Raw genomic sequence first — 20,069 nt, 5'->3', positions numbered from 1 at the left:
CCGGCAGCAACCGCTGCCGGGGGCGCCCTCGTACGCGGGTGGTCAGCGGCCGAGCAGCCGGCCGGCGAGCTCGCGCACGGCGTCCGCCGCCCTGCGCTGCAGCTGGGGGCCGAAGGTGATCCGTGCCGCGCCCAGTTCGCCGAGCCGGCGGGTGGCCGACGGGCCGTCGGGTGCGCCGAGGGCGTTGAGCGGGACGGGGACCGCGGCGGCCAGCCGGGGGAGGTCGTCCTCCGGGGCCATGATCGGATAGACGCAGTCCGCGCCGGCCTCGGCGTAGAGCCGGGCGCGGGCGATCGTGTCCCCGGCCACGTCCGTGGCACCCGGGCTCCCATGGATGTACGTATCGATTCGGGCGTTGACGAAGAGGTGCTCGCCCGCCGCGGCCCGGACCTCCGCGAGGAGGTCGGCCTGGCGTCGCGGATCGGCGAGGACGCCGTCGGCCGAATCCTCCAGGTTGCAGCCGACCGCTCCGGCCTCCAGGAGGCGCTCGACGAGCTCGCCGGGGGCCAGGCCGTATCCCGCCTCGACGTCCGCCGACACGGGAACGGACACCGCCCGTGCGATCCGGTTCACGGCTGCGAACATCTCGGCCGCCGGTGTCCGTCCGTCGGCGTGACCGAGGGAGGCGGCGACTCCGGCACTCGGGGTGGCCAGGGCGGGGAAGCCCGCCTCCTCGAACGCCCGGGCGCTCGCGGCGTCCCACGGGCCCGGCAGGACCAGCGGATCGCCCGGGGCGCGGCCGTGGTGCAGGGCGCGGAAAACGGACACGGGATCGTTCATCGGTGCTCCGGAGCGGGAGGGGCGGAGGGGGTGGACTCAGTGCTTGATGTCGCCGGGCGTGTAGTGCCCCGGGGGCAGCCGGAAGGTCACACCGAAGCGGTTCCAGGCGTTGATCGTCGTGATCGCGGCGACCAGGTGGGCCAGCTCGGCCTCCTCGAAGTGCTTCGCGGCGTTCGCGTAGACCTCGTCCGGCACGAAACCGTCTGTCAGGACCGTCACGGCCTCCGTCAGCCGGATCGCCGCCAGCTCCTTCTCCGTGTAGAAGTGCTGCGACTCCTCCCAGGCGCTGAGCTGCACGATCCGCTCGACGGACTCGCCCGCCGCGAGGGCGTCCTTCGAGTGCATGTCGAGGCAGAAGGCACAGTGGTTGAGCTGCGAGGCACGGATCTTCACCAGTTCGAGCAGCGTCGGGTCGAGCCCCTTACGGGCCGCGACGTCCAGCCGGACCATGGCCTTGTAGACGTCGGGGGCGAGCTCGGCCCACTGCAGGCGGGCAGGGTGTTCGGGAGCGTTGCCGGTGGGCGCGGGGTGATGTGTGTGCGTGGTCATGGGTACGAAGCTACTGCGCGGATGGCGCACCGGTATGGTCCATTTCCATGACGGATTCCTGGGCCGCTTTCGGCGCCGACCTGCACATCGAACCGGTCGGCGCGGGCCTGCGCAGCGGGCTGATGAGCGCCCTGCGGGAGGCGGTGCGCAGTGGGCGGCTGGCGCCCGGCACCCGGCTGCCCTCCTCCCGGACCCTCGCCGTGGACCTCGGGATCGCCCGGAACACCGTCGTCGACGCCTATGCCGAGCTGGTGGCCGAGGGCTGGCTGACCGCACGGCAGGGATCGGGGACCAGGGTCGCGCGGCGGGCCACCGTGCCGGCGTCGGCCGCCCGGGGCGCCAGGGGCCGGCCGGTGCACCGGAGGCCCACCCACAATCTGATGCCCGGGTCACCGGACCTCTCGTCCTTTCCCCGCACCGCATGGCTGAAGGCCGCGAGGCGTGCCCTCACCGTCGCCCCCGACGCGGCCTTCGGTTACGACGACCCGCGGGGCCGCGTCGAGCTGCGGACGGTGCTGGCGGACTACCTGGCACGGGCACGCGGGGTGTACGCGGATCCGGACCGCATCGTGATCTGCTCCGGGTTCGTCCACGGGCTCACGCTGATGGGGAAGGTGCTGCGGCGCCACGGGGCGCGGGCGACGGCCGTCGAGTCGTACGGGCTGGACATCCACCGGAATCTCCTGACCGACGCGGGCCTGAGCACGCCGTGCCTACCGGTCGACGCGCTCGGGGCCAGGACCGGGGAGCTGGGCGGGTCACCGGGCGTGGGCGCCGTGCTGCTGACTCCCGCTCACCAGTTCCCCACGGGTGTCCCGCTGCACCCCGACCGGCGGGCGGCGGTGGTCGACTGGGCGCGTTCCTCGGGCGGGCTGATCCTGGAGGACGACTACGACGGCGAGTTCCGCTACGACCGCCAGCCGGTGGGGGCGCTCCAGGGGCTGGATCCGGAACGGGTCGTCTACATGGGCACGGCCAGCAAGTCGCTGGCGCCCGGGCTCCGGCTGGCCTGGATGGTGCTGCCGGAGGGCCTGGTGGGGGAGGTGTGCGAGGCGAAGGGCGGCTTCGAGTGGATGTCCGGGGCACCGGACCAGCTGACCCTCGCGGAGTTCATCGCGTCAGGGGCGTACGACCGGCATGTGCGGGCCATGCGGCTGCGTTACCGGCGCCGCCGTGACCAGCTGGTCACGGTGCTCGCCGAGCGGGCGCCGGACTTCCGGGTGAGCGGCATCGCGGCGGGTCTGCACGCCGTGCTCGAACTCCCCGGAGGGGCCGAGCAGTCGGTCGTCCAGGCGGCCACCTGGCAGGGGCTCGCACTGGAGCGGCTCTCGCGCTTCCGGCACCAGGACGCGGAGCCGGGCCGCGACGGGCTGGTCATCGGCTACGGCACCCCGTCGGAGAGCGGCTGGGCCGGGGCACTGGACGCGCTCTGCCGGGTGCTCCCGTGACCGGGGCCGTCCGGACACGCGGAACGGGGGAGCGGTACCGGGTTTCAGCCACAAGCGTCATGCATCTAATCTGACTGGCAGATGGCGGGTGGTCGGACACCGGCCCGTGGGTACGACGGGGGAGAACAGAACATGGTCAGGCGCAAGCTGAGGTCGAGCACCGTGGTGCTCGGCGGCATGGGATTGCTCGCGGCCACGCTCACCGCGTGCGGTTCGGAACCGGACGAGCGGTGCGTCGATCCGGTGACCCAGGAGATCCTGCCGGAGTACGAGTGCGAGGACGGCACCGGCGCCGGGAAGTTCTACTACGGCGGCAGCAAGCACAACAACCGGGTCTCCGGCGGCAGTTTCGACAAGTCCGCGGTCGAGAGCGGCGGCTTCGGCTCCTCCGGTTCCAGCGGCGGCTGAGACCTCCATGGAACGCCGCACCACGGAACCGCGCCCCGGCTGGCAGGAGACCGTCGAGGAGCAGGGGCTGATCTACCCCCTGACCCGCTACCCGGACGGTTCGCTGCGCCCGTACTGGGACGAGAGCGCCTACTACGTCTTCTCGCTCCCCGAGGTCGAGGCGCTGGAAGAGGTCGTGGAGGAGCTCCACACCATGTGCCTGGCCGCAGCCGCGCACATCGTCGAGCACGACCGCTTCGCCGATCTCGGGATCACCGACCCCCGACTGGCGCGCCTCGTCGCCGAGTCCTGGCGTCGCCGTGCCGAACTGCCTTCCCTGTACGGCCGGTTCGACCTGCGCTACGACGGGACCGGCCCGGCCAAGATGCTGGAGTACAACGCGGACACCCCCACCTCACTGGTGGAGGCGGCCAGTCCCCAGTGGTTCTGGATGGAGGAGCGCTTCCCCGGGGCCGACCAGTGGAACTCCCTGCACGAGCGTCTCGTCGACGCGTGGAAGCGGCAGGCGCCCCTGCTCCCGCCCGGCCCCCTGCACTTCGCCCACTCCGACGGCGACGAGCTGGGCGAGGACCTGATGACGGTGGCGTACCTGCGGGAGACCGCCCAGCAGGCCGGCATCGACACCGAGGCGCTCTCCGTCGAACGGATCGGCTGGGACCGGCTGTCCGGCCGCTTCGTCGACGAGCGGCTCCGCTTCATCCGCAGCTGCTTCAAGCTGTATCCGTGGGAATGGCTGACGACGGACCGCTTCGGCCCGCACGTGCTGGACACCCTCGACAACGGCGGAGGCACCGGCAGCACCTGCTGGATCGAGCCCGCCTGGAAGATGCTCCTGTCCAACAAGGCGCTGCTGGCCATCCTCTGGGAGATGTATCCGGGCCACCCCAACCTCCTCCCCGCCTATCTCGACGGCCCCCGCGAGCTGGCCGGCCCCGACGGCGCGGGTTACGTCGCCAAGCCGCTCCTCGGCCGTGAGGGCGCGGGGGTCACCGTCCACGAACCGGGCAGCGCTCCGGTCCGGCGCGACGAGCCCTGCTGCTACCAGGAGCTGGCCCCGCTGCCCGACTTCGCGGGCAACCGGGTGGTGCTCGGCGCCTGGGTGGTCGAGAACGAGTCCGCCGGTCTCGGCATCAGGGAATCGGCGGGGCTGATCACGGACGAGTACGCCCGTTTCCTGCCCCACGTCATCCTCTGAACCGTCCGGTCCGGCCGCTCAGCCGGCCAGGGCGCCGCGGAGCTGGTCCAGGCCCCAGTCCAGGTCCTCCTTGCTGATCACCAGGGGCGGGGCGAGCCGGATGGTGGAGCCGTGGGTGTCCTTGACCAGCACCCCGCGGTCCATCAGCCTCTCCGAGATCTCCCGGCCCGTGCCGAGGGCCGGGGCGATGTCGACGCCCGCCCACAGACCGCGGCCCCGCACGGCCTGTACGGCTCCGCCGCCCGTCAGCAGTCCCAGCTCGCGGTGGAGGTGGTCGCCCAACTCCGCGGCGCGCTGCTGGAACTCACCGGTCCGCAGCATCGCGATCACCTCCAGGGCGACCGCGCAGGCCAGCGGATTCCCGCCGAACGTGGAGCCGTGCTCGCCCGGACGGTAGACACCGAGGACCGCGGCGGAGGACACGACGGCCGAGACGGGCACGACGCCGCCGCCCAGCGCCTTGCCCAGCACGTACATGTCCGGCACGACGCCCTCGTGCTCGCACGCGAAGGTCCGGCCCGTCCGGCCCAGACCCGACTGGATCTCGTCCGCGATGAACAGCACGTTCCGCTCCCGGGTCATCTCCCGCACCCCTGCGAGATAGCCCGGCGGCGGGACCAGCACCCCGGCCTCGCCCTGGATCGGCTCCATCAGCACCGCGACGGTGTTCTCCGTCATCGCTTCGGCGAGCGCGGTGAGGTCCCCGTACGGCACGATCTCGAACCCCGGCGTGTACGGCCCGAAATCGGCCCTCGCCTCGTGGTCCGTGGAGAAGCTGACGATCGTGGTCGTCCGGCCGTGGAAGTTGTCGGCGGCGACGATGATCTTCGCCATGCCGTCGGGGACACCCTTGACGCGGTAACCCCACTTGCGGGCGGTCTTCACCGCCGTCTCCACGGCCTCCGCCCCGGTGTTCATGGGGAGGACCATCTCCATGCCGCAGAGCTCGGCGAGCCGCGCACAGAAGTCGGCGAACCGGTCGTGGTGGAAGGCGCGCGAGGTCAGGGTCACGCGGTCGAGCTGGGCCTTGGCCGCGTCGATCAGGCGCCGGTTGCCGTGGCCGAAGTTGAGAGCCGAGTAGCCGGCCAGCATGTCGAGGTAACGGCGCCCCTCGACATCGGTCATCCAGGCGCCGTCCGCCGAGGCGATGACGACCGGCAACGGGTGGTAGGTGTGCGCGCTGTGCGCCTCGGCGGAGGCGAGGGCGTTCTCCGTGGTCGACACGGGGTCTCCGTTCGTCGTGCGGCGTGGGCGGGGGTGGTGCCCACTGTCTATCGTCGGTCGGATCCAGGACCGGGAAACCTCGCCGGGGCGGCGCGCCCCACGCCGGTCACCGCCGGCCGGCCCCGCGCGTCCTCACATCTTTCCTCCACCGGTTGCCGGAGATCGGTTCGACACCTGAGACAATGAGTGCATGGCCTCTGATCGACCCCGCGTGCTCTCCGGAATCCAGCCCACCGCAGGCTCGTTCCACCTCGGCAACTACCTCGGTGCGGTCCGCCAGTGGGTGGCGCTGCAGGAGTCCCACGACGCCTTCTACATGGTGGTGGACCTGCATGCGATCACCGTGCCGCAGGACCCGAAGGAGCTCCGGGCCAACACCCGGCTCGCGGCCGCCCAGTTGCTGGCGGCCGGGCTCGACCCCGAGCGGTGCACGCTCTTCGTCCAGAGCCATGTCCCGGAGCACGCCCAGCTCGGCTGGATCATGAACTGCCTCACCGGTTTCGGCGAGGCGTCGCGCATGACGCAGTTCAAGGACAAGTCCGCGAAGCAGGGCGCCGACCGGGCGACCGTGGGCCTCTTCACCTACCCGGTCCTCCAGGTCGCCGACATCCTGCTGTACCAGGCCGACCAGGTCCCGGTCGGTGAGGACCAGCGTCAGCACATCGAGCTCACCCGGGACCTCGCCGAGCGTTTCAACGGGCGCTACGGCCCGACGTTCACCGTCCCGGCGCCGTACATCCTCAAGGAGACGGGGAAGATCTTCGACCTGCAGGATCCGGCGATCAAGATGAGCAAGTCGGCGTCGACGCCGAAGGGCCTCATCAATCTCCTGGACGACCCGAAGGTCACCGCCAAGAAGGTGAAGAGCGCGGTGACCGACACGGACACCGTGATCCGCTTCGACGCGGAGAAGAAGCCCGGCGTCAGCAACCTGCTGAGCATCTACTCCACCCTCACCGGCACCGCCGTCCCGGATCTTGAACAGAAGTTCGATGGCAAGGGTTACGGCGCACTCAAGACCGAGCTCGCCGAGGTCATGGTGGAATTCGTCACCCCGTTCCGCACCCGGACCCAGGAGTACCTGGACGACCCGGAGACCCTGGATGCCCTGCTGGCCAAGGGGGCGGAGAAGGCCAGGACCGTCGCGGCCGAAACGCTCGCACAGACGTACGATCGAATGGGCCTTCTGCCGGCGAAGCACTGAGTCCAAGGACCCTGGCGAGATCACGGCCGGAAGGGCCACACTGGCGTCGGCACGTCCGAAGAGTGGTCCAGGACCGAAGAGCGACCTCCGACGATTGAGGAGAACGATGTGGGGACCGTAACGCTTGGCGTTTCGATCGCGGTCCCGGAGCCGTACGGCAGCCTGCTCCAGGAGCGGCGCGCGAGCTTCGGGGACCCTGCCGCCTACGGCATCCCCACCCACGTCACCCTCCTTCCGCCGACCGAGGCCGAGGCGGCCGACCTGCCCGCGATCGAGGCCCACCTCGCCCAGATCGCCACGGCCGGCCGGCCCTTCCCGATGCGACTGTCCGGGACGGGCACCTTCCGGCCGCTCTCGCCGGTCGTCTTCGTCCAGGTCGTCGAGGGCGCCTCGGCCTGCTCCTGGCTCCAGAAGCGGGTCCGGGAGGCCTCCGGGCCCCTGGTGCGCGAGCTGCTGTTCCCCTACCACCCGCACGTGACGGTGGCGCACGGCATCGCGGAGGAGGCCATGGACCGCGCGTACGAGGAGCTCTCGTCGTACGAGGCGGCCTGGACCTGCGGTTCCTTCGCGCTGTACGAACAGGGCGCGGACGGGGTCTGGCGCAAGATCCACGAGTTCCCGTTCGGGGCCGGCGGCGGCGCGCCCGTCGTACCGGCCCAGGGCGGCAGCTCCACGGACCTGCCGTCCCTGCACCCCTGAGCCCCTCCCCGGGGCGCTACCGCACCGGCAGCCGCCGGAACAGCGGGCGCGGTACGTGCCGCAGGGCCGACATCACCACCCGAAGCGCCCCGGGCACCCACACCGTCTCCGAACGCCGCCGCAGCCCCGCCACGATCGCGTCCGCGACCGCCCCCGGGGTGGTGGCGAGCGGCGTCTCCTCGCGCCCTGCCGTCATCCGTGACCGCACGAAGCCGGGGCGTACGACCATGACGTGCACCCCGGTGCCCTGCAAGGCGTCACCGAGCCCCTGGGTGAAGACGTCCAGACCCGCCTTGCTGGAGCCGTAGATGAAGTCGGCGCGCCGGGCGCGCTCGCCGGCCACGGAGGAGAGCACCACCAGCGAGCCGTGGCCCTGGGCCTGGAGCGCGCCGGCGCACACCAGGCCGGCGGAGACCGCCCCCGTGTAGTTGGTCTGCGCCACCCGGACCGCGGCGAGCGGTTCCTCCTCGTCGCGTGCCTGGTCCCCCAGCACGCCGAAGGCCAGCAGCACCATGTCGATGTCGCCCTCGACGAAGAGCTTCCCGAGCACCTCCTCGTGGGAGGCGGGGTCGAGCGCGTCGAAGGCGACGGTACGGACGTCGGCGCCCAGCTCCCGCAGACCGGCCGCGGCGCGCTCCAGTTCCGGGGAGGGCCGCCCGGCCAGCAGGACGGACCGGGTGCGCACGGCGATCAGCCGCCGCGCGGTGGCCAGGCCGATCTCCGAGGTGCCGCCGAGGACGAGCAGGGACTGCGGGGCGGCGAAGGCGTCCTTCACGGGATGACTCCTAGCGGGGATGGCCGACAGACATGATCGTGACCGTATCGCCAGTGAAAACCCTTTTGAGGGATTTGTTACAACTCTCACCGAAATGGGTGATTGGTGGCGCGGGAGGCCCCAGATGCCGGTTTTCCGCGCCCGGGAGGGTACGCGTACGTCATGGACTGGCTGAAAAAACTTCCCGTCATCGGGCCGCTCGTCGCACGGCTGATGGAGACCCACGCCTGGCGCTCCTACGAGACCCTGGACCGGGTCCACTGGACCAGGCTCGCCGCGGCGATCACGTTCCTCAGCTTCCTGGCGCTCTTCCCGCTGATCGCGGTCGGCGCGGCGGTCGGTGCCGCGCTGCTCTCCCCCCAGCAGCTCGACACGATCAAGGACAAGCTCGCCGACCAGGTGCCCGGCATCTCGGACCAGCTCGGCATCGACAACCTGGTGGCCCACGCGGGCACGGTGGGTGTCGTCGCGGGTGCGCTGCTGCTCTTCACCGGCATCGGCTGGATCGGCTCGATGCGCGACTGCCTGCGCGCCGTGTGGGAGAAGGACGACGTCGACGAGGGGAACCCGGTCGTCCGTAAGCTCAAGGACGCCGGCCTGCTGCTCGGCCTCGGCGGAGCGGTGCTCGTGACGCTCGCGGTGTCCACCGTCGCCTCCACGGCCATCGGCTGGACGATCGAGCGCCTGGGCATCGCCGAGAACGGCGTGGGCGGGGTGCTGCTCCAGGTGGCCGCCGTGGTCGTGGCGGTCCTCGCCGACTTCCTGATCCTGCTCTACCTGCTGACCCTGCTGCCCGGGGTGGAACCGCCGCGCCGACGGCTGATCGTGGCCGGACTCGTCGGCGCGATCGGCTTCGAGCTGCTCAAGCTGCTGCTCGGCAGCTACATGAGGGAGGTCGCCTCGAAGAGCATGTACGGCGCCTTCGGCGTGCCCATCGCGCTCCTGCTGTGGATCAACTTCAGCGCGAAGCTGCTCCTGGTCTGCGCCGCCTGGACGGCGACGCCGGGCAGGAGCGCGACGGACGGGGAAGGGGCGGACGTCAGCGACGGGGGAGACGGCGCACCAGGTCGGGCAGCGGCCAGCGCCGGTTGACCAGGAACACTCCGGCCGCCAGGACCAACAGGACCCCGCCGGTGACCGACAGCGCGGTCCAGACCCCGGTGGAGCCGGCCGGCGCCGCGGCTGCCGCAGCGGCCGCGTGCTTCCTCTGCGCGGTCTTGTCCGCGCCCGACGCGGGTTCGGAGCCCTTGGCGACCACGGCGGACTTCGGCGGCACCAGCTCGCCGACCGGGGTCACCTTCCCACCGGCGGAGAAGCCCCAGTCGAGCAGGTGGGCGGCTTCCTTGTAGACGGCGTGACTCTCCTCGGACGAGGGGTTCATGACCGTCACCAGCAGCACCTTCCCGTCGCGCTCGGCGATTCCGGTGAAGGTGTTGCCCGCGTGGGAGGTGTAGCCGTTCTTGACGCCGGCGATGCCCTTGTACGGCTCAACCCCGATGTCCCCGGTGATCAGCCGGTTGGTGTTCCGGATCTCGAAGCTCCCCCGCTTCTTGCCCTTCTTCTGCTCACCGGGGAACGTCGCCGTCGCCGTCGCCGCGTACTCCCGGAAATCGGCCTTCTGCATCCCGCTCCGGGCGAACAGCGTCAGGTCGTACGCGCTGGAGACCTGGTCGGGGGAGTCGTAGCCGTCGGGCGACACGACCGTCGTGTCCAGTGCCTGGAGCTCCTCGGCGTGACGCTGCATCGCGGCGACCGTCGCGGGCACCCCGCCGTACATCTCGGACAGCACGTGCACCGCGTCGTTGCCGGACTGCAGGAACACGCCGAGCCACAGGTCGTGGACCGTGTAGGTGTGGTCCTCCTTGACGCCCACCAGGCTGCTGCCCTCGCCGACGTCGGCGAGTTCCTCCTCGGTCACCCGGTGGGTCAGGGTCTTCGGCTGCAGGGCGGGCAGCACCGTGTCGGCGAAGAGCATCTTCAGGGTGGAGGCGGGAGCCAGCCTCCAGTGCGCGTTGTGGGACGCGAGCACCTGGCCGTTCTCCGCGTCTGCGACGATCCACGACCGTGCGCTGAGGTCCTTCGGCAGGGCCGGGGCGCCCGGCCCCGGATCGACCTGGGTGCCGATCCGGCCCAGCCGCTCGCCGCCCACGGTCGACATCGGACCGGTCGGCATCGGCTGTTTGTCGTCGGTCTTGTCCTTGTCGGCCGCCCCCGCGGGACTGACGACACATACGGACAGCAACGCAGCAGAGAGGACCGTCATCACGGTCTTTTTCAAGGCAGGCACGATCGGAAACGTACAGGGCGTTGCGGATGATGGGGACACGGATGGCCTGAACCGCCGTGCGTACCGCCGGGACAGCCCACCCCGGGCGATCGGGCGGGAAGGCAGCGGCGATACTGATTCCATGAAGCTCAGCCGCCCCGTCTCCTGGTTCCTGCTCGTCTTCGGAGCGTGGAGCTGGGTCATCTGGGTCACCTTTGTCAAGAATCTCTGGAAGGACGGCAGCGGGCTCGCGTTCGACGACGCGGGCGACCCGACTGCGTACTTCTGGGTCCATCTCCTGCTCGCCGTCACCTCGTTTCTCCTGGGGACGGCTGTGGGGGCCATCGGGTTCCGTGGTGTCAGGGCTTTGCGTCGCGAAGGCAGATGACGCGCCGGGCGCGTGTCGCCGTCCGGACAGGATCGTTTCAGCGGGGGAGCGTACGTCGTGGTTGTGGTCTTCGTACTCGTAGCGGTCGCGGTCATCGCGCTGCTGGCGGGGGTGCACCGGTATGTGTGGCGCCGGTTCGTCGGTGACACGACGAGGGAGGGCAGCCTCGCGCGCCGCGTGGGCACCGTCGCGGCCTTCGTGCTGCCGCTGCTGTCCGTCGGGGCCTTCATGTCCAGCCGGGCCGGGTTCCCCTTCTGGCTGCAGCAGGTGCTGGCCTGGCCGGGCTACATGTGGCTGGCCGCCCTGCTCTACCTGACGCTCGCCCTGCTGGTGGGAGAGGCCGTACGCCCCCTGCTGAGCCGACTGCTCGCCCGCCGGGCCCGCGCCGCGGAGCCCACCGCCGTCGCCGCCACCTCCGCTTCCGGTCCGGCTCCGGCCTCCGCTTCCGCCGAGGCCGACGCCGCGACCGGCAGCGGCGGCGGCAGCACCCGTACGGACGTCGCGCCGCGCACCGAGGCCCCCGCCCCGTCCGTCGCCGACCCCTCGCGGCGGCTGTTCGTCGCGCGCACCGTCGGCGGGGCCGCCGCCCTCGCCGGGCTCGCCACCGTCGGCCACGGCACGTACGGGGTGCTGCGCGGCCCCCGGACCAAGCGGATCACCGTCCCGCTCGCCGGACTGCCGCGCTCCGCCCACGGCTTCCGGATCGCCGTGGTCAGTGACATCCACCTCGGCCCCATCCTGGGCCGCTCCCACACCCGGCGGATCGTCGACGCGATCAACGCCACCAACTCCGACCTGGTGGCCGTCGTCGGTGACCTCGTCGACGGATCCGTCGCCGATCTCGGCCCTGCGGCCGAGCCGCTCGCCGAGCTGGAGGCCCGGCACGGCAGCTACTTCGTCACGGGCAACCACGAGTACTTCGCCGGAGCCGCCGAGTGGGTCGACCACGTACGTGAGCTGGGGCTGCACCCGCTGGAGAACGCCCGCGTCGAGATCGCCGGCTTCGACCTCGCCGGGGTCAACGACATCGCGGGGGAGAGCGAGGGCCAGGGCCCCGACTTCGCCAAGGCGCTCGGCGACCGGGACCGCAGCCGCGCCTCCGTCCTCCTCGCGCACCAGCCGGTCGTCATCGACGAGGCCGTCGAGTACGGCGTAGGTCTCCAGCTCTCCGGTCACACGCACGGCGGCCAGCTCTGGCCCGGGAACATGCTGGCGGAGCTCGCCAACCCCACCGTCGCCGGCTACGAGCGTTACGGCGACACCCAGCTGTACGTCTCACGCGGTGCCGGCGCCTGGGGGCCGCCCGTGCGCGTCGGTGCCCCCTCCGACATCACGGTGGTGGAGCTCGCTTCCCCGCAGGCCTGACGGCTCAGCCGGACCTGACGTCCCCCGTCGTCGACGAGGGCGCCCCGGGCAGGAACTCCACCAGCACGCCGTGGATCTGCCGCACGAGCGGTCGCAGCACCCGGAAGCGGGAGAGCGCGATCGCCCGGGCGGCGATCGGCGCGGTGCGCTCGACGAGCCGGCGGCTGCGCTCCGTGTCCTCGGACCGGTCGTAGACCCAGAACAGCACCAGGCCCATCTGCATCAGCCACATCAACTGGGGCAGCAGCACGGCCAGTTCCGGGTCCGCCTTGACCGAGGAGCCCGACAGGCAGCGTTCGTGCACCGAGATCACCGCCTCGCGGGCCGCGGCCGAGTCCGGGGAGAAGGGGGAGAGCGGGCTGTCCGGGTCCGCGGCGTTCTTGAAGAACTGCGCCGCGAAGCGGTGGTACGGACCGGCCACGTCCAGCCAGCTGAGCAGCACGCCCCGGATGCGTACCGCGAGATCCCCGTCCCCGGCCAGCACGGGCCGGACCGCCACCTCGTGCTCGGCGGCGAGCCGGTCGTAGAAACCCTGGACCAGGTGTTCCTTCGAGGAGAAGTAGTAATAGGCGTTCCCGACGGAGACGCCCGCCTCCTGGGCGACGGCCCGCATCGTCGTCCGGTCGTAGCCGCGCTCCTCGAAGAGCCGGAGCGCGGTCTCCAGGATCAGGGTGCGGGTCTGCTCGCTCTTCGGCGCCTTGGGCTCTTTCTCCTGCTTCACCACGGTCCCCAGGCTAACCGGGAGATCCCTCCGCGCCGGAATCCGGGCGACCCGACCGGCCTCAGACGCTCATCGAACGCGCGTTGTTGACCTGGGACATGACCCAGTGGAAGGTTTCGGGCCCGGTCGCCGGGATCATCGTCTGGTGGTGCCGCCCGCCGCTGGTGACCGTGATCTGCACGAAGCCGGTGGTGCGCTTCTCCTTCATCAGGAGGAACAGCAGGCCGATGAGGCAGAACCACGCGAAGACGATCGCCAGCACGATGCCCACGGTCGGGATCTTCTCCTCCGTGCGCGACATGTCGGTCGCCGTCCACGCCGCGCCCTTGAGGGGGAGGGTTCCGGACGGGGTCACGATGCTGTCGTTCATCACCGTGATGTCGCCGATCGAGAGCACGGGCACCGCGCCGCCGCCGTGCTGCACGGGCAGGTGGAAGCCGGGCTCCGTCGGCTGTCCGTGGCTCGGGTAGCCGTAACCCGGGCCGGGCTGCGCCGCGGACTCGGGGAGCGGCTGCGGATAGCCGTACGCGGGAGTGGTGCCCGCCGTCGGAGAGCCGAAGCCCTGGCCGTCGGGCATCGTGGGCGAGTGGCCCGGCGACCTGGGAGGGCCCCACGTGTATGAGTCGTCCGCGTAGGGATTCGGATCGCTCATGACGTTCCCCGTTCTTCCATCAAGCCGGCTGTTCCCGGGCGTGGCCGCTCCGGGAGGGACGATCCGGTCACCGGCCCCGCACGACCGTACCGCTCCGGACCGCGCGATGCACCGAGAGGCCCCGCTTCCCGCACGGCGTGTGCGGGAAGCGGGGCCTCTCGTGGGCGACGCGTGGGTCAGAAGCGGCGGGTGATGAGCGCGCGCTTCACTTCCTGGATCGCCTTGGTGACCTCGATGCCACGCGGGCAGGCATCCGTGCAGTTGAACGTCGTGCGGCAACGCCACACGCCGTCACGGTCGTTGAGGATCTCCAGCCGCTGCTCGCCGGCCTCGTCACGCGAGTCGAAGATGAAGCGGTGCGCGTTGACGATGGCCGCCGGGCCGAAGTACTGCCCGTCGTTCCAGAACACCGGGCACGAGGACGTGCACGCGGCGCACAGGATGCACTTGGTGGTGTCGTCGAAGCGCTCGCGGTCCTCGGCGGACTGCAGACGCTCGCGGGTCGGCTCGTTCCCCTTGGTGACGAGGAAGGGCATGACGTCGCGGTAGGCCTGGAAGAACGGGTCCATGTCGACCACGAGGTCCTTGAGGACCGTGAGGCCCTTGATGGCCTCGACCGTGATCGGCTTCTCCGGGTTGATGTCCTTGATCAGCGTCTTGCAGGCGAGCCTGTTCTTGCCGTTGATCCGCATCGCGTCGGAGCCGCAGATGCCGTGCGCGCAGGAACGGCGGAAGGTCAGAGTGCCGTCCTGCTCCCACTTGATCTTGTGAAGGGCGTCGAGTACACGCTCCTTCGGGTCGATCGAGATCTGGAAGTCCTGCCACTGGACCTCGTCCGAGACCTCGGGGTTGAAGCGGCGGATCCGGAACGTGGCCGTGATGTACGGGGTGTCGGCGAAGCCGGCCTCGGCCTTGCCGGTCTTTTCCAGGGTCGGGGTAGCCATCAGTACTTACGCTCCATCGGCTGGTAGCGGGTCGTCACGACCGGCTTGTAGTCGAGCCGGATCGACTCGGTGCCGTCGTCGGCGACCTCGCGGTACGCCATGGTGTGGCGCATGAAGTTGACGTCGTCGCGGTTCGGGAAGTCCTCGCGGTAGTGCCCGCCGCGGGACTCCTTGCGGGCCAGCGCGGAGATCGCCATGACCTCGGCCAGGTCGAGCAGGTTGCCCAGCTCGACGGCCTCCAGCAGGTCGGTGTTGAACCGCTTGCCCTTGTCCTGGATGGACACGTCGAGGTACCGCTTGCGCAGCTCGGCGATCTTGTCGACGGCCGTCTTGATCGTCTGCTCGGTGCGGAACACCATCACGTTGGCGTCCATGCACTCCTGCAGCTCCAGGCGCAGCTCGGAGACGCGCTCCGTGCCGGTGGAGTTGCGCAGCCGCTCGACCTGGTCGACGACGAGCTGCGCCGGGTTCTCCGGGAGCTCGACGAAGTCGTTCTTCGCGGAGTACTCGGCGGCGGCGATGCCCGAACGGCGCCCGAAGACGTTGATGTCGAGCAGTGAGTTGGTGCCCAGGCGGTTCGCGCCGTGCACGGAGACGCAGGCGACCTCGCCGGCGGCGTACAGGCCGGGGACGACGGTGGTGTTGTCGGCCAGCACCTCGCCCTCGACGTTGGTCGGGATGCCGCCCATGGCGTAGTGCGCGGTCGGCTGGATCGGGATCGGGTCCGTGTAGGGCTCGATGCCGAGGTACGTGCGCGCGAACTCCGTGATGTCCGGGAGCTTGGCGTCGAGCTGCTCCGGCGGGAGGTGCGTGAGGTCGAGGTAGACGTGGTCGCCCTCGGGGCCGCAGCCGCGGCCCTCACGGATCTCGGTGTAGATGGAGCGGGACACGACGTCACGGGACGCGAGGTCCTTCATGACCGGCGCGTACTTCTCCATGAAGCGCTCGCCGTCCTTGTTGCGGAGGATGCCGCCCTCACCACGGGCGCCCTCCGTCAGCAGGATGCCCATGCGCCAGATGCCCGTCGGGTGGAACTGGAAGAACTCCATGTCCTCCAGCGGCAGACCGCGGCGGTACGCGGCGGCCTGGCCGTCACCGGTCAGGGTGTGGGCGTTGGACGTCACCTTGAAGAACTTGCCGGTGCCGCCGGAGGCGAAGATGACGGCCTTCGCCTGGAAGACGTGGATCTCGCCGGTCGCCAGCTCGTAGGCGACGACGCCCGCGGACTTCTTGACCCCGGTCTCGGGGTCGTCCTGCAGCAGGAGGTCCAGGACGTAGAACTCGTTGAAGAACTCCACGCCCTCCTTGACGCAGTTCTGGTACAGCGTCTGGAGGATCATGTGGCCGGTGCGGTCCGACGCGTAGCAGGACCGGCGGACCGGGGCCTCGCCGTGGCTACGGGTGTGACCGCCGAAGCGGCGCTGGTCGATCTTGCCCTCGGGGGTGCGGTTGAACGGCAGCCCCATCTTCTCCAGGTCGAGGACGGCGTCGATGGCCTCCTTCGCGAGGATCTCGGCGGCGTCCTGGTCGACCAGGTAGTCGCCGCCCTTGATCGTGTCGAAGGTGTGCCACTCCCAGTTGTCCTCTTCCACGTTGGCGAGCGCGGCGGCCATGCCGCCCTGCGCCGCGCCCGTGTGGGAGCGGGTGGGGTAGAGCTTCGTCAGCACGGCGGTGCGGCTGCGCTTCGTCGACTCGATGGCCGCGCGCATACCGGCGCCGCCGGCGCCGACGATGACGGTGTCGTACTTGTGGATCTGCATGGTTTTCCTCTGGTCCCTCTGTCCCGGCGCCTAGCGGATGTTCGGGTCGAAGGTGAAGATCACCAGCGTGCCCAGCAGGACGGTGAACACCGTGGCGGTGTACAGGAGCATCTTCAGCCAGAAGCGGGTGTTGTCCCGTTCGGCGTAGTCGTTGATGACCGTACGGAGGCCGTTGGCGCCGTGGAGCATGGCGAGCCACAGCATCGTCAGGTCCCAGACCTGCCAGAACGGCGAGGCCCAGCGGCCCGCCACGAAGGCGAAGCCGATCTTGGACACGCCGCCGTCCAGCACCAGCTGGATCAGCAGGTGGCCGAGGACGAGAACGACCAGCACGATGCCCGACAGGCGCATGAAGAGCCAGGCGTACATCTCGAAGTTGGTGCGCGACCCCTTGGGGGTCTTGCCCGTGCGCTTGCGCGGGGGCTCGATCACCGGGGCCGGGTTGTCGACGTCGAACAGGCTTACGCCCTCGACGTCGCCGATCGCGGACGAAGGAGTCTCGGTGGACATCGGCCTCAGCTCCCGAAGACTTCACGTACGGCGTGTCCGAGGACGGGGTACAGGGCCCCGACCATCAGCACGATCCAGATACCCAGAACGGTCCAGAGCATCTGCTTCTGGTAGCGCGGGCCCTTGGCCCAGAAGTCCACGGCGACGATCCGCAGACCGTTCAGCGCGTGGAAGAGGATGGCGGCCACCAGGCCGTACTCGAGCAGTGCGACGAGCGGGGTCTTGTAGGTGGCCACGACTTCGTCGTACGCCTCGGGGGAGACACGCACGAGAGCGGTGTCCAGGACGTGTACGAACAGGAAGAAGAAAATGAGGACACCGGTGACTCGATGAGCCACCCAGGACCACATGCCTTCCCGGCCGCGGTACAGCGTTCCAGCCGGCACGGAAAAACCCTCCGGGAGCGGGGATCGGGGTCGGCCGGCTTGACTGTCGGTCTGACCCGGCCGGGTACGGTCCACCGGCCCTGGCCATCGTAGCGACGCTTTGTCGGTTCCATGGCGGCGGGGCCTCCGGTGTGATCAAAGCGGCAGTCAAACAGGCACGGACGGGCTACCGGGGGTCATATGCCACCTGGGGCAGCGGGCCGGGCGCCAGACCCGCCTCCGTGACCAGCTCGACGATGCGGCCCCGGGCGAGTCGTCGCATCTCCTCCGCGGTCAGGGAGCGCTCCTCGTCCGGCTCGTGGGCCAGCCGGGTGCGTATGGCGGCCAGCACCTGGTCGACGTGCTGGGAGGGGCGCAGGCCGTCGAGGCAGATCACGAAGGCGTGGCCGAACCGGCTCTCGTACGCGGCGTGCGCGGCACGCAGCGCCAGGTGGGCGGCGCGGGGCGCGTCGTGGTGCAGGCACGGGGCGCTCTCCGAGGTGAGCGCCTCGGAGAGATCGGCGGACGCGAGGTCGTACCCCGCCTCGTCGGAGGCGGCGAGCAGCGTGTCCAGATCCGGATAGGGGCGGTGGGCGGCCATGCGCTGTGCCCAGCGACTGCTGCCGCAGCACTCCAGCAGGGCCGCTTCGGCCAGGTCCCGGGGCCAGGCGTTGAAGCGGACGAGGCCGCTCGAGTGGGCATGTCGGCGGGTACTCACGGACACTGGTTCCGGAACGGGGGCCTCCACCGGGGCCTCCCGAAGGGCCGGGGCGAGACCCCGGTTCTGGACGGGTACGGCCGTCCACCCGGCCTGCTGCGGTGGTTTCGGCAGGTCGGCGTGGGGCTCGCTGGACCTGGACAGCGGGACTCCTCGAATGAATGACTTCTGTGGCCCTGGAGAGGGGCCGGAGAGCGACGAGGTTGCGCGGGGTGGGAGTGAACAGTGTTTCCTGTGACCCGTCACGCTAGCGAGACCGAGCGACACGCAACCGAAGGACGCGAGAAATTCACCTGGACGGGAGAGTTTCGGAACGCTTGATGGACGAATCCGTGGGGGAAATGCCCGACTTTCTCATCTTCTTTGCGCTGTTCATCCCCCGATCCGGAGGTTTCTGACCGATGTCGCCCTCACACGCCGCACGTTCCTCGCGTGCGCCCCTGGTGGCCGGTGCCGCTGTCGCGGTGGCAGCCGCCGTCACCCTGACCGTCGTCGTCTGGCCCGAGGACTCCGGCCCCGGTGCCGGGAACGGCGCGACGGCGTCGTCCCGCACCTCCGCCGCGCCGTCACCCACCCGGAGCTACCCGCTCTCCACGGAGCCGCGGACGATACCCGCGGTACGGGAGCACACCGCCGCCCGCGGCCCCGGCTGGAAGCCGGCCGAGGACAGCACGGTCGTCGCGGCCGACCCCGAGCTCGCCGACGAGGCGAAGCTGCTCGCGAAGGAGCTGAAGATCGACTACCGGGGCGAGAAGTCCGCCCGGGCCGGCGACGTCGAGCTGGCCCTCGCCGCCTCGGGCAAGGGCGACCCGGAGTCGTACACCCTGAAGACCGAGGGCGACCGGGTCACGATCAGCGGCCCCGGCCAGGCGGGCGTCTTCTACGGGACCCGCACCCTCAAGCAGTCGCTGAACACCGGCAGCACCATGCCCGAGGGCGTGGTGCGCGACACCCCCGACCGGCCGCAGCGCGGGTTCAACCTCGACATCGCGCGCAAGCACTACAGCGCGGACTGGATCGAGGACCGGCTGCGCGAGATGGCCGACCTCAAGCTCAACCAGCTCGGCCTGCACTTCTCCGACGACCAGGCCTTCCGGATCGAGTCCGCTTCGCACCCCGAGGTGGTCTCCGACGAGCACCTCACCAAGGCCGAGGTCCGCCGGATCGTGAAGCTCGCGCAGAGCCTGCACATCACGGTCGTCGGTGAGATCGACTCGCCCGGACACCTCGGGGCGGTGCTGAAGGCGCACCCCGATCTGCAGTTGCGCAACACCCAGGGCACCGCCCGGCAGGGGGCCATCGACATCTCCAAGGCCGAATCGGCCGAGATCGTCGACGACCTGCTCCGCGAGTACGCCGAGCTCTTCCCGAGCCGGTGGTTCCACGTCGGCGCCGACGAGTACCAGGCGCTGACCGTCAGCGACCCGGCCGCCTCCTATCCGCAGCTGGCCGCGGCCGCCCGCGAGAAGCACGGCGGCGGCGCCACCGTCCAGGACCTCACGGAGAGCTGGCTGAACGGCCGGGCGGCGGTGATCCGCGAGGCGGAGAAGATCCCCAAGGCCTGGAACGACGGCTTCTTCAGCGGAGGCACGGTCACCGCGGACAAGGACGTCGAGGTCGAGTACTGGACCGGCAAGGAGATCGGTGCCCGGCCGCCCCAGGACTACCTGGCCGAGGGCCGCAAGGTGATCAACCTCAACGACGAGTTCCTCTACTACGTGCTCGGCGAGCCCAACGACTTCACCTATCCCACGGGTGAGCGGATCTACGAGCAGTGGACCCCGCTGGTCCTGCGCGGCACCGAGCCGGTGGCCGAGCGCTACTCGAAGCAGATCCTGGGCGGGCGGTTCGCGGTCTGGGGCGACTTCCCGAACGCGCAGACGCAGGCGCAGGTGGCGGAAGGGGTCCGGATGCCGCTGAACGCCGTCTCCCAGAAGCTGTGGGACCCGCGGAAACCGAAGCTGACCTGGGCGGAGTTCGAGAAGCTGGCCGACGAGGCCCGCTGAGATCCGGGTACCCCCGGCGGCAGAAAGTAGACTTCCAGCATTGCGGCGTTGCCCGTTTCACCACGGGTGAAGCACAGGTTCGCGGCTTGCCC

General features: G+C 70.4%; 21 protein-coding genes. 9 read left to right on the top strand and 12 right to left on the bottom strand.

What is annotated here, in order from left to right:
* Positions 1-42: 42 nt before the first annotated feature.
* Positions 43-780: an isocitrate lyase/PEP mutase family protein gene (locus tag ABT001_RS34395; RefSeq protein ID WP_351285490.1), complete on the bottom strand. Its 738-nt coding sequence runs from the start codon at positions 778-780 to the stop codon at positions 43-45.
* Positions 781-816: 36 nt separating this feature from the next.
* The gene (locus ABT001_RS34390) at positions 817-1,329 is read right to left on the bottom strand and encodes a carboxymuconolactone decarboxylase family protein (RefSeq protein WP_351285488.1); all 513 of its coding nucleotides are present in this window, start codon (positions 1,327-1,329) and stop codon (positions 817-819) included.
* 47 nt (positions 1,330-1,376) lie between these two features.
* Here ABT001_RS34390 and pdxR point away from each other — a divergent pair, with 47 nt between their 5' ends.
* The 3 genes from pdxR to ABT001_RS34375 all read left to right on the top strand — a co-directional run bounded on the left by pdxR (position 1,377) and on the right by ABT001_RS34375 (position 4,380).
* Positions 1,377-2,777 carry a MocR-like pyridoxine biosynthesis transcription factor PdxR gene (pdxR, locus tag ABT001_RS34385; protein WP_351285486.1) on the top strand — a complete coding sequence of 467 codons (1,401 nt, stop codon included), beginning with the start codon at positions 1,377-1,379 and terminating at the stop codon, positions 2,775-2,777.
* Positions 2,778-2,909: 132 nt separating this feature from the next.
* Positions 2,910-3,185 (top strand): hypothetical protein, encoded by a 276-nt coding sequence (locus ABT001_RS34380; RefSeq protein WP_351285484.1) that lies wholly within the window; start codon positions 2,910-2,912, stop codon positions 3,183-3,185.
* Positions 3,186-3,192: 7 nt separating this feature from the next.
* Positions 3,193-4,380, top strand: coding sequence for a glutathionylspermidine synthase family protein (locus ABT001_RS34375; protein ID WP_351285482.1), 1,188 nt, complete (start codon positions 3,193-3,195; stop codon positions 4,378-4,380).
* 18 nt (positions 4,381-4,398) lie between these two features.
* Here the strand turns inward: ABT001_RS34375 and rocD are convergent, their stop codons facing one another.
* Positions 4,399-5,604, bottom strand: a complete 1,206-nt coding sequence (gene rocD, locus ABT001_RS34370; protein WP_351285480.1) for an ornithine--oxo-acid transaminase — start codon at positions 5,602-5,604, stop codon at positions 4,399-4,401.
* 190 nt (positions 5,605-5,794) lie between these two features.
* Here rocD and trpS point away from each other — a divergent pair, with 190 nt between their 5' ends.
* Both trpS and ABT001_RS34360 read left to right on the top strand, forming a co-directional pair.
* Positions 5,795-6,808 carry a tryptophan--tRNA ligase gene (gene trpS / locus ABT001_RS34365; RefSeq protein ID WP_351285478.1) on the top strand — a complete coding sequence of 338 codons (1,014 nt, stop codon included), beginning with the start codon at positions 5,795-5,797 and terminating at the stop codon, positions 6,806-6,808.
* Between the two features lie 108 nt (positions 6,809-6,916).
* Positions 6,917-7,507, top strand: a complete 591-nt coding sequence (locus ABT001_RS34360) for a 2'-5' RNA ligase family protein (RefSeq protein WP_351285477.1) — start codon at positions 6,917-6,919, stop codon at positions 7,505-7,507.
* Between the two features lie 16 nt (positions 7,508-7,523).
* On the opposite strand, the gene dprE2 is transcribed toward ABT001_RS34360, so the two are convergent.
* Complete coding sequence (gene dprE2 / locus ABT001_RS34355; protein ID WP_351285475.1) at positions 7,524-8,282, bottom strand: decaprenylphospho-beta-D-erythro-pentofuranosid-2-ulose 2-reductase; 759 nt, start codon at positions 8,280-8,282, stop codon at positions 7,524-7,526.
* 162 nt (positions 8,283-8,444) lie between these two features.
* On the opposite strand from dprE2, the gene ABT001_RS34350 reads away from it, so the two are divergent.
* Positions 8,445-9,374, top strand: coding sequence for a YihY/virulence factor BrkB family protein (locus ABT001_RS34350; protein ID WP_351285473.1), 930 nt, complete (start codon positions 8,445-8,447; stop codon positions 9,372-9,374).
* On the opposite strand, the gene ABT001_RS34345 is transcribed toward ABT001_RS34350, so the two are convergent.
* Positions 9,322-10,569 (bottom strand): D-alanyl-D-alanine carboxypeptidase family protein, encoded by a 1,248-nt coding sequence (locus tag ABT001_RS34345; RefSeq protein ID WP_351285471.1) that lies wholly within the window; start codon positions 10,567-10,569, stop codon positions 9,322-9,324. The two genes, ABT001_RS34350 and ABT001_RS34345, sit on opposite strands and share 53 nt — an antisense overlap.
* A gap of 121 nt (positions 10,570-10,690) precedes the next feature.
* Between ABT001_RS34345 and ABT001_RS34340 the strand changes: the two genes are divergently transcribed.
* Both ABT001_RS34340 and ABT001_RS34335 read left to right on the top strand, forming a co-directional pair.
* Positions 10,691-10,936, top strand: coding sequence for an SCO4848 family membrane protein (locus tag ABT001_RS34340; RefSeq protein WP_351285470.1), 246 nt, complete (start codon positions 10,691-10,693; stop codon positions 10,934-10,936).
* Positions 10,937-10,993: 57 nt separating this feature from the next.
* A complete protein-coding gene (locus ABT001_RS34335; RefSeq protein ID WP_351285469.1) occupies positions 10,994-12,301 on the top strand; it encodes a metallophosphoesterase in 1,308 nt (435 codons plus the stop codon).
* A 4-nt stretch (positions 12,302-12,305) separates the two neighbouring features.
* Here ABT001_RS34335 and ABT001_RS34330 read toward each other — a convergent pair whose 3' ends face one another.
* From ABT001_RS34330 to ABT001_RS34300, 7 genes are all read right to left on the bottom strand, one after another.
* Entirely contained in the window at positions 12,306-13,025 is a 720-nt protein-coding gene (locus tag ABT001_RS34330) for a TetR/AcrR family transcriptional regulator (protein WP_351285467.1), read from the bottom strand.
* A gap of 58 nt (positions 13,026-13,083) precedes the next feature.
* Complete coding sequence (locus tag ABT001_RS34325) at positions 13,084-13,674, bottom strand: hypothetical protein (RefSeq protein WP_351285466.1); 591 nt, start codon at positions 13,672-13,674, stop codon at positions 13,084-13,086.
* Positions 13,675-13,850: 176 nt separating this feature from the next.
* On the bottom strand, positions 13,851-14,618 hold the full coding sequence (locus ABT001_RS34320; protein ID WP_351285465.1) for a succinate dehydrogenase iron-sulfur subunit: 768 nt from the start codon (positions 14,616-14,618) through the stop codon (positions 13,851-13,853).
* A complete protein-coding gene (gene sdhA, locus ABT001_RS34315; protein WP_351285463.1) occupies positions 14,618-16,378 on the bottom strand; it encodes a succinate dehydrogenase flavoprotein subunit in 1,761 nt (586 codons plus the stop codon). Before sdhA ends, ABT001_RS34320 begins: the two co-directional genes overlap by 1 nt.
* Before the next feature lie 30 nt (positions 16,379-16,408).
* Positions 16,409-16,888 carry a succinate dehydrogenase hydrophobic membrane anchor subunit gene (locus tag ABT001_RS34310; protein ID WP_351285461.1) on the bottom strand — a complete coding sequence of 160 codons (480 nt, stop codon included), beginning with the start codon at positions 16,886-16,888 and terminating at the stop codon, positions 16,409-16,411.
* Positions 16,889-16,893: 5 nt separating this feature from the next.
* Complete coding sequence (gene sdhC / locus ABT001_RS34305) at positions 16,894-17,274, bottom strand: succinate dehydrogenase, cytochrome b556 subunit (RefSeq protein ID WP_073744455.1); 381 nt, start codon at positions 17,272-17,274, stop codon at positions 16,894-16,896.
* A 166-nt stretch (positions 17,275-17,440) separates the two neighbouring features.
* On the bottom strand, positions 17,441-18,001 hold the full coding sequence (locus tag ABT001_RS34300; RefSeq protein WP_502967575.1) for a 2-oxo-4-hydroxy-4-carboxy-5-ureidoimidazoline decarboxylase: 561 nt from the start codon (positions 17,999-18,001) through the stop codon (positions 17,441-17,443).
* A gap of 371 nt (positions 18,002-18,372) precedes the next feature.
* On the opposite strand from ABT001_RS34300, the gene ABT001_RS34295 reads away from it, so the two are divergent.
* Positions 18,373-19,977: a beta-N-acetylhexosaminidase gene (locus tag ABT001_RS34295; protein WP_351285458.1), complete on the top strand. Its 1,605-nt coding sequence runs from the start codon at positions 18,373-18,375 to the stop codon at positions 19,975-19,977.
* Positions 19,978-20,069 lie beyond the last annotated feature (92 nt).

Source organism: Streptomyces sp. NPDC002793 (assembly GCF_040295485.1).
Lineage (GTDB): Bacteria > Actinomycetota > Actinomycetes > Streptomycetales > Streptomycetaceae > Streptomyces.
This window is presented reverse-complemented; position numbering and strand designations above follow the sequence as displayed.

Coding starts and splice junctions, on each gene's coding strand:
- ABT001_RS34395 (WP_351285490.1), bottom strand. CDS start 780: ATGAACGATCCCGTGTCCGTTTTCCGCGCCCTGCACCACGGCCGCGCC.
- ABT001_RS34390 (WP_351285488.1), bottom strand. CDS start 1,329: ATGACCACGCACACACATCACCCCGCGCCCACCGGCAACGCTCCCGAA.
- pdxR (WP_351285486.1), top strand. CDS start 1,377: ATGACGGATTCCTGGGCCGCTTTCGGCGCCGACCTGCACATCGAACCG.
- ABT001_RS34380 (WP_351285484.1), top strand. CDS start 2,910: ATGGTCAGGCGCAAGCTGAGGTCGAGCACCGTGGTGCTCGGCGGCATG.
- ABT001_RS34375 (WP_351285482.1), top strand. CDS start 3,193: ATGGAACGCCGCACCACGGAACCGCGCCCCGGCTGGCAGGAGACCGTC.
- trpS (WP_351285478.1), top strand. CDS start 5,795: ATGGCCTCTGATCGACCCCGCGTGCTCTCCGGAATCCAGCCCACCGCA.
- ABT001_RS34350 (WP_351285473.1), top strand. CDS start 8,445: ATGGACTGGCTGAAAAAACTTCCCGTCATCGGGCCGCTCGTCGCACGG.
- ABT001_RS34340 (WP_351285470.1), top strand. CDS start 10,691: ATGAAGCTCAGCCGCCCCGTCTCCTGGTTCCTGCTCGTCTTCGGAGCG.
- ABT001_RS34325 (WP_351285466.1), bottom strand. CDS start 13,674: ATGAGCGATCCGAATCCCTACGCGGACGACTCATACACGTGGGGCCCT.
- ABT001_RS34320 (WP_351285465.1), bottom strand. CDS start 14,618: ATGGCTACCCCGACCCTGGAAAAGACCGGCAAGGCCGAGGCCGGCTTC.
- sdhA (WP_351285463.1), bottom strand. CDS start 16,378: ATGCAGATCCACAAGTACGACACCGTCATCGTCGGCGCCGGCGGCGCC.
- ABT001_RS34310 (WP_351285461.1), bottom strand. CDS start 16,888: ATGTCCACCGAGACTCCTTCGTCCGCGATCGGCGACGTCGAGGGCGTA.
- ABT001_RS34295 (WP_351285458.1), top strand. CDS start 18,373: ATGTCGCCCTCACACGCCGCACGTTCCTCGCGTGCGCCCCTGGTGGCC.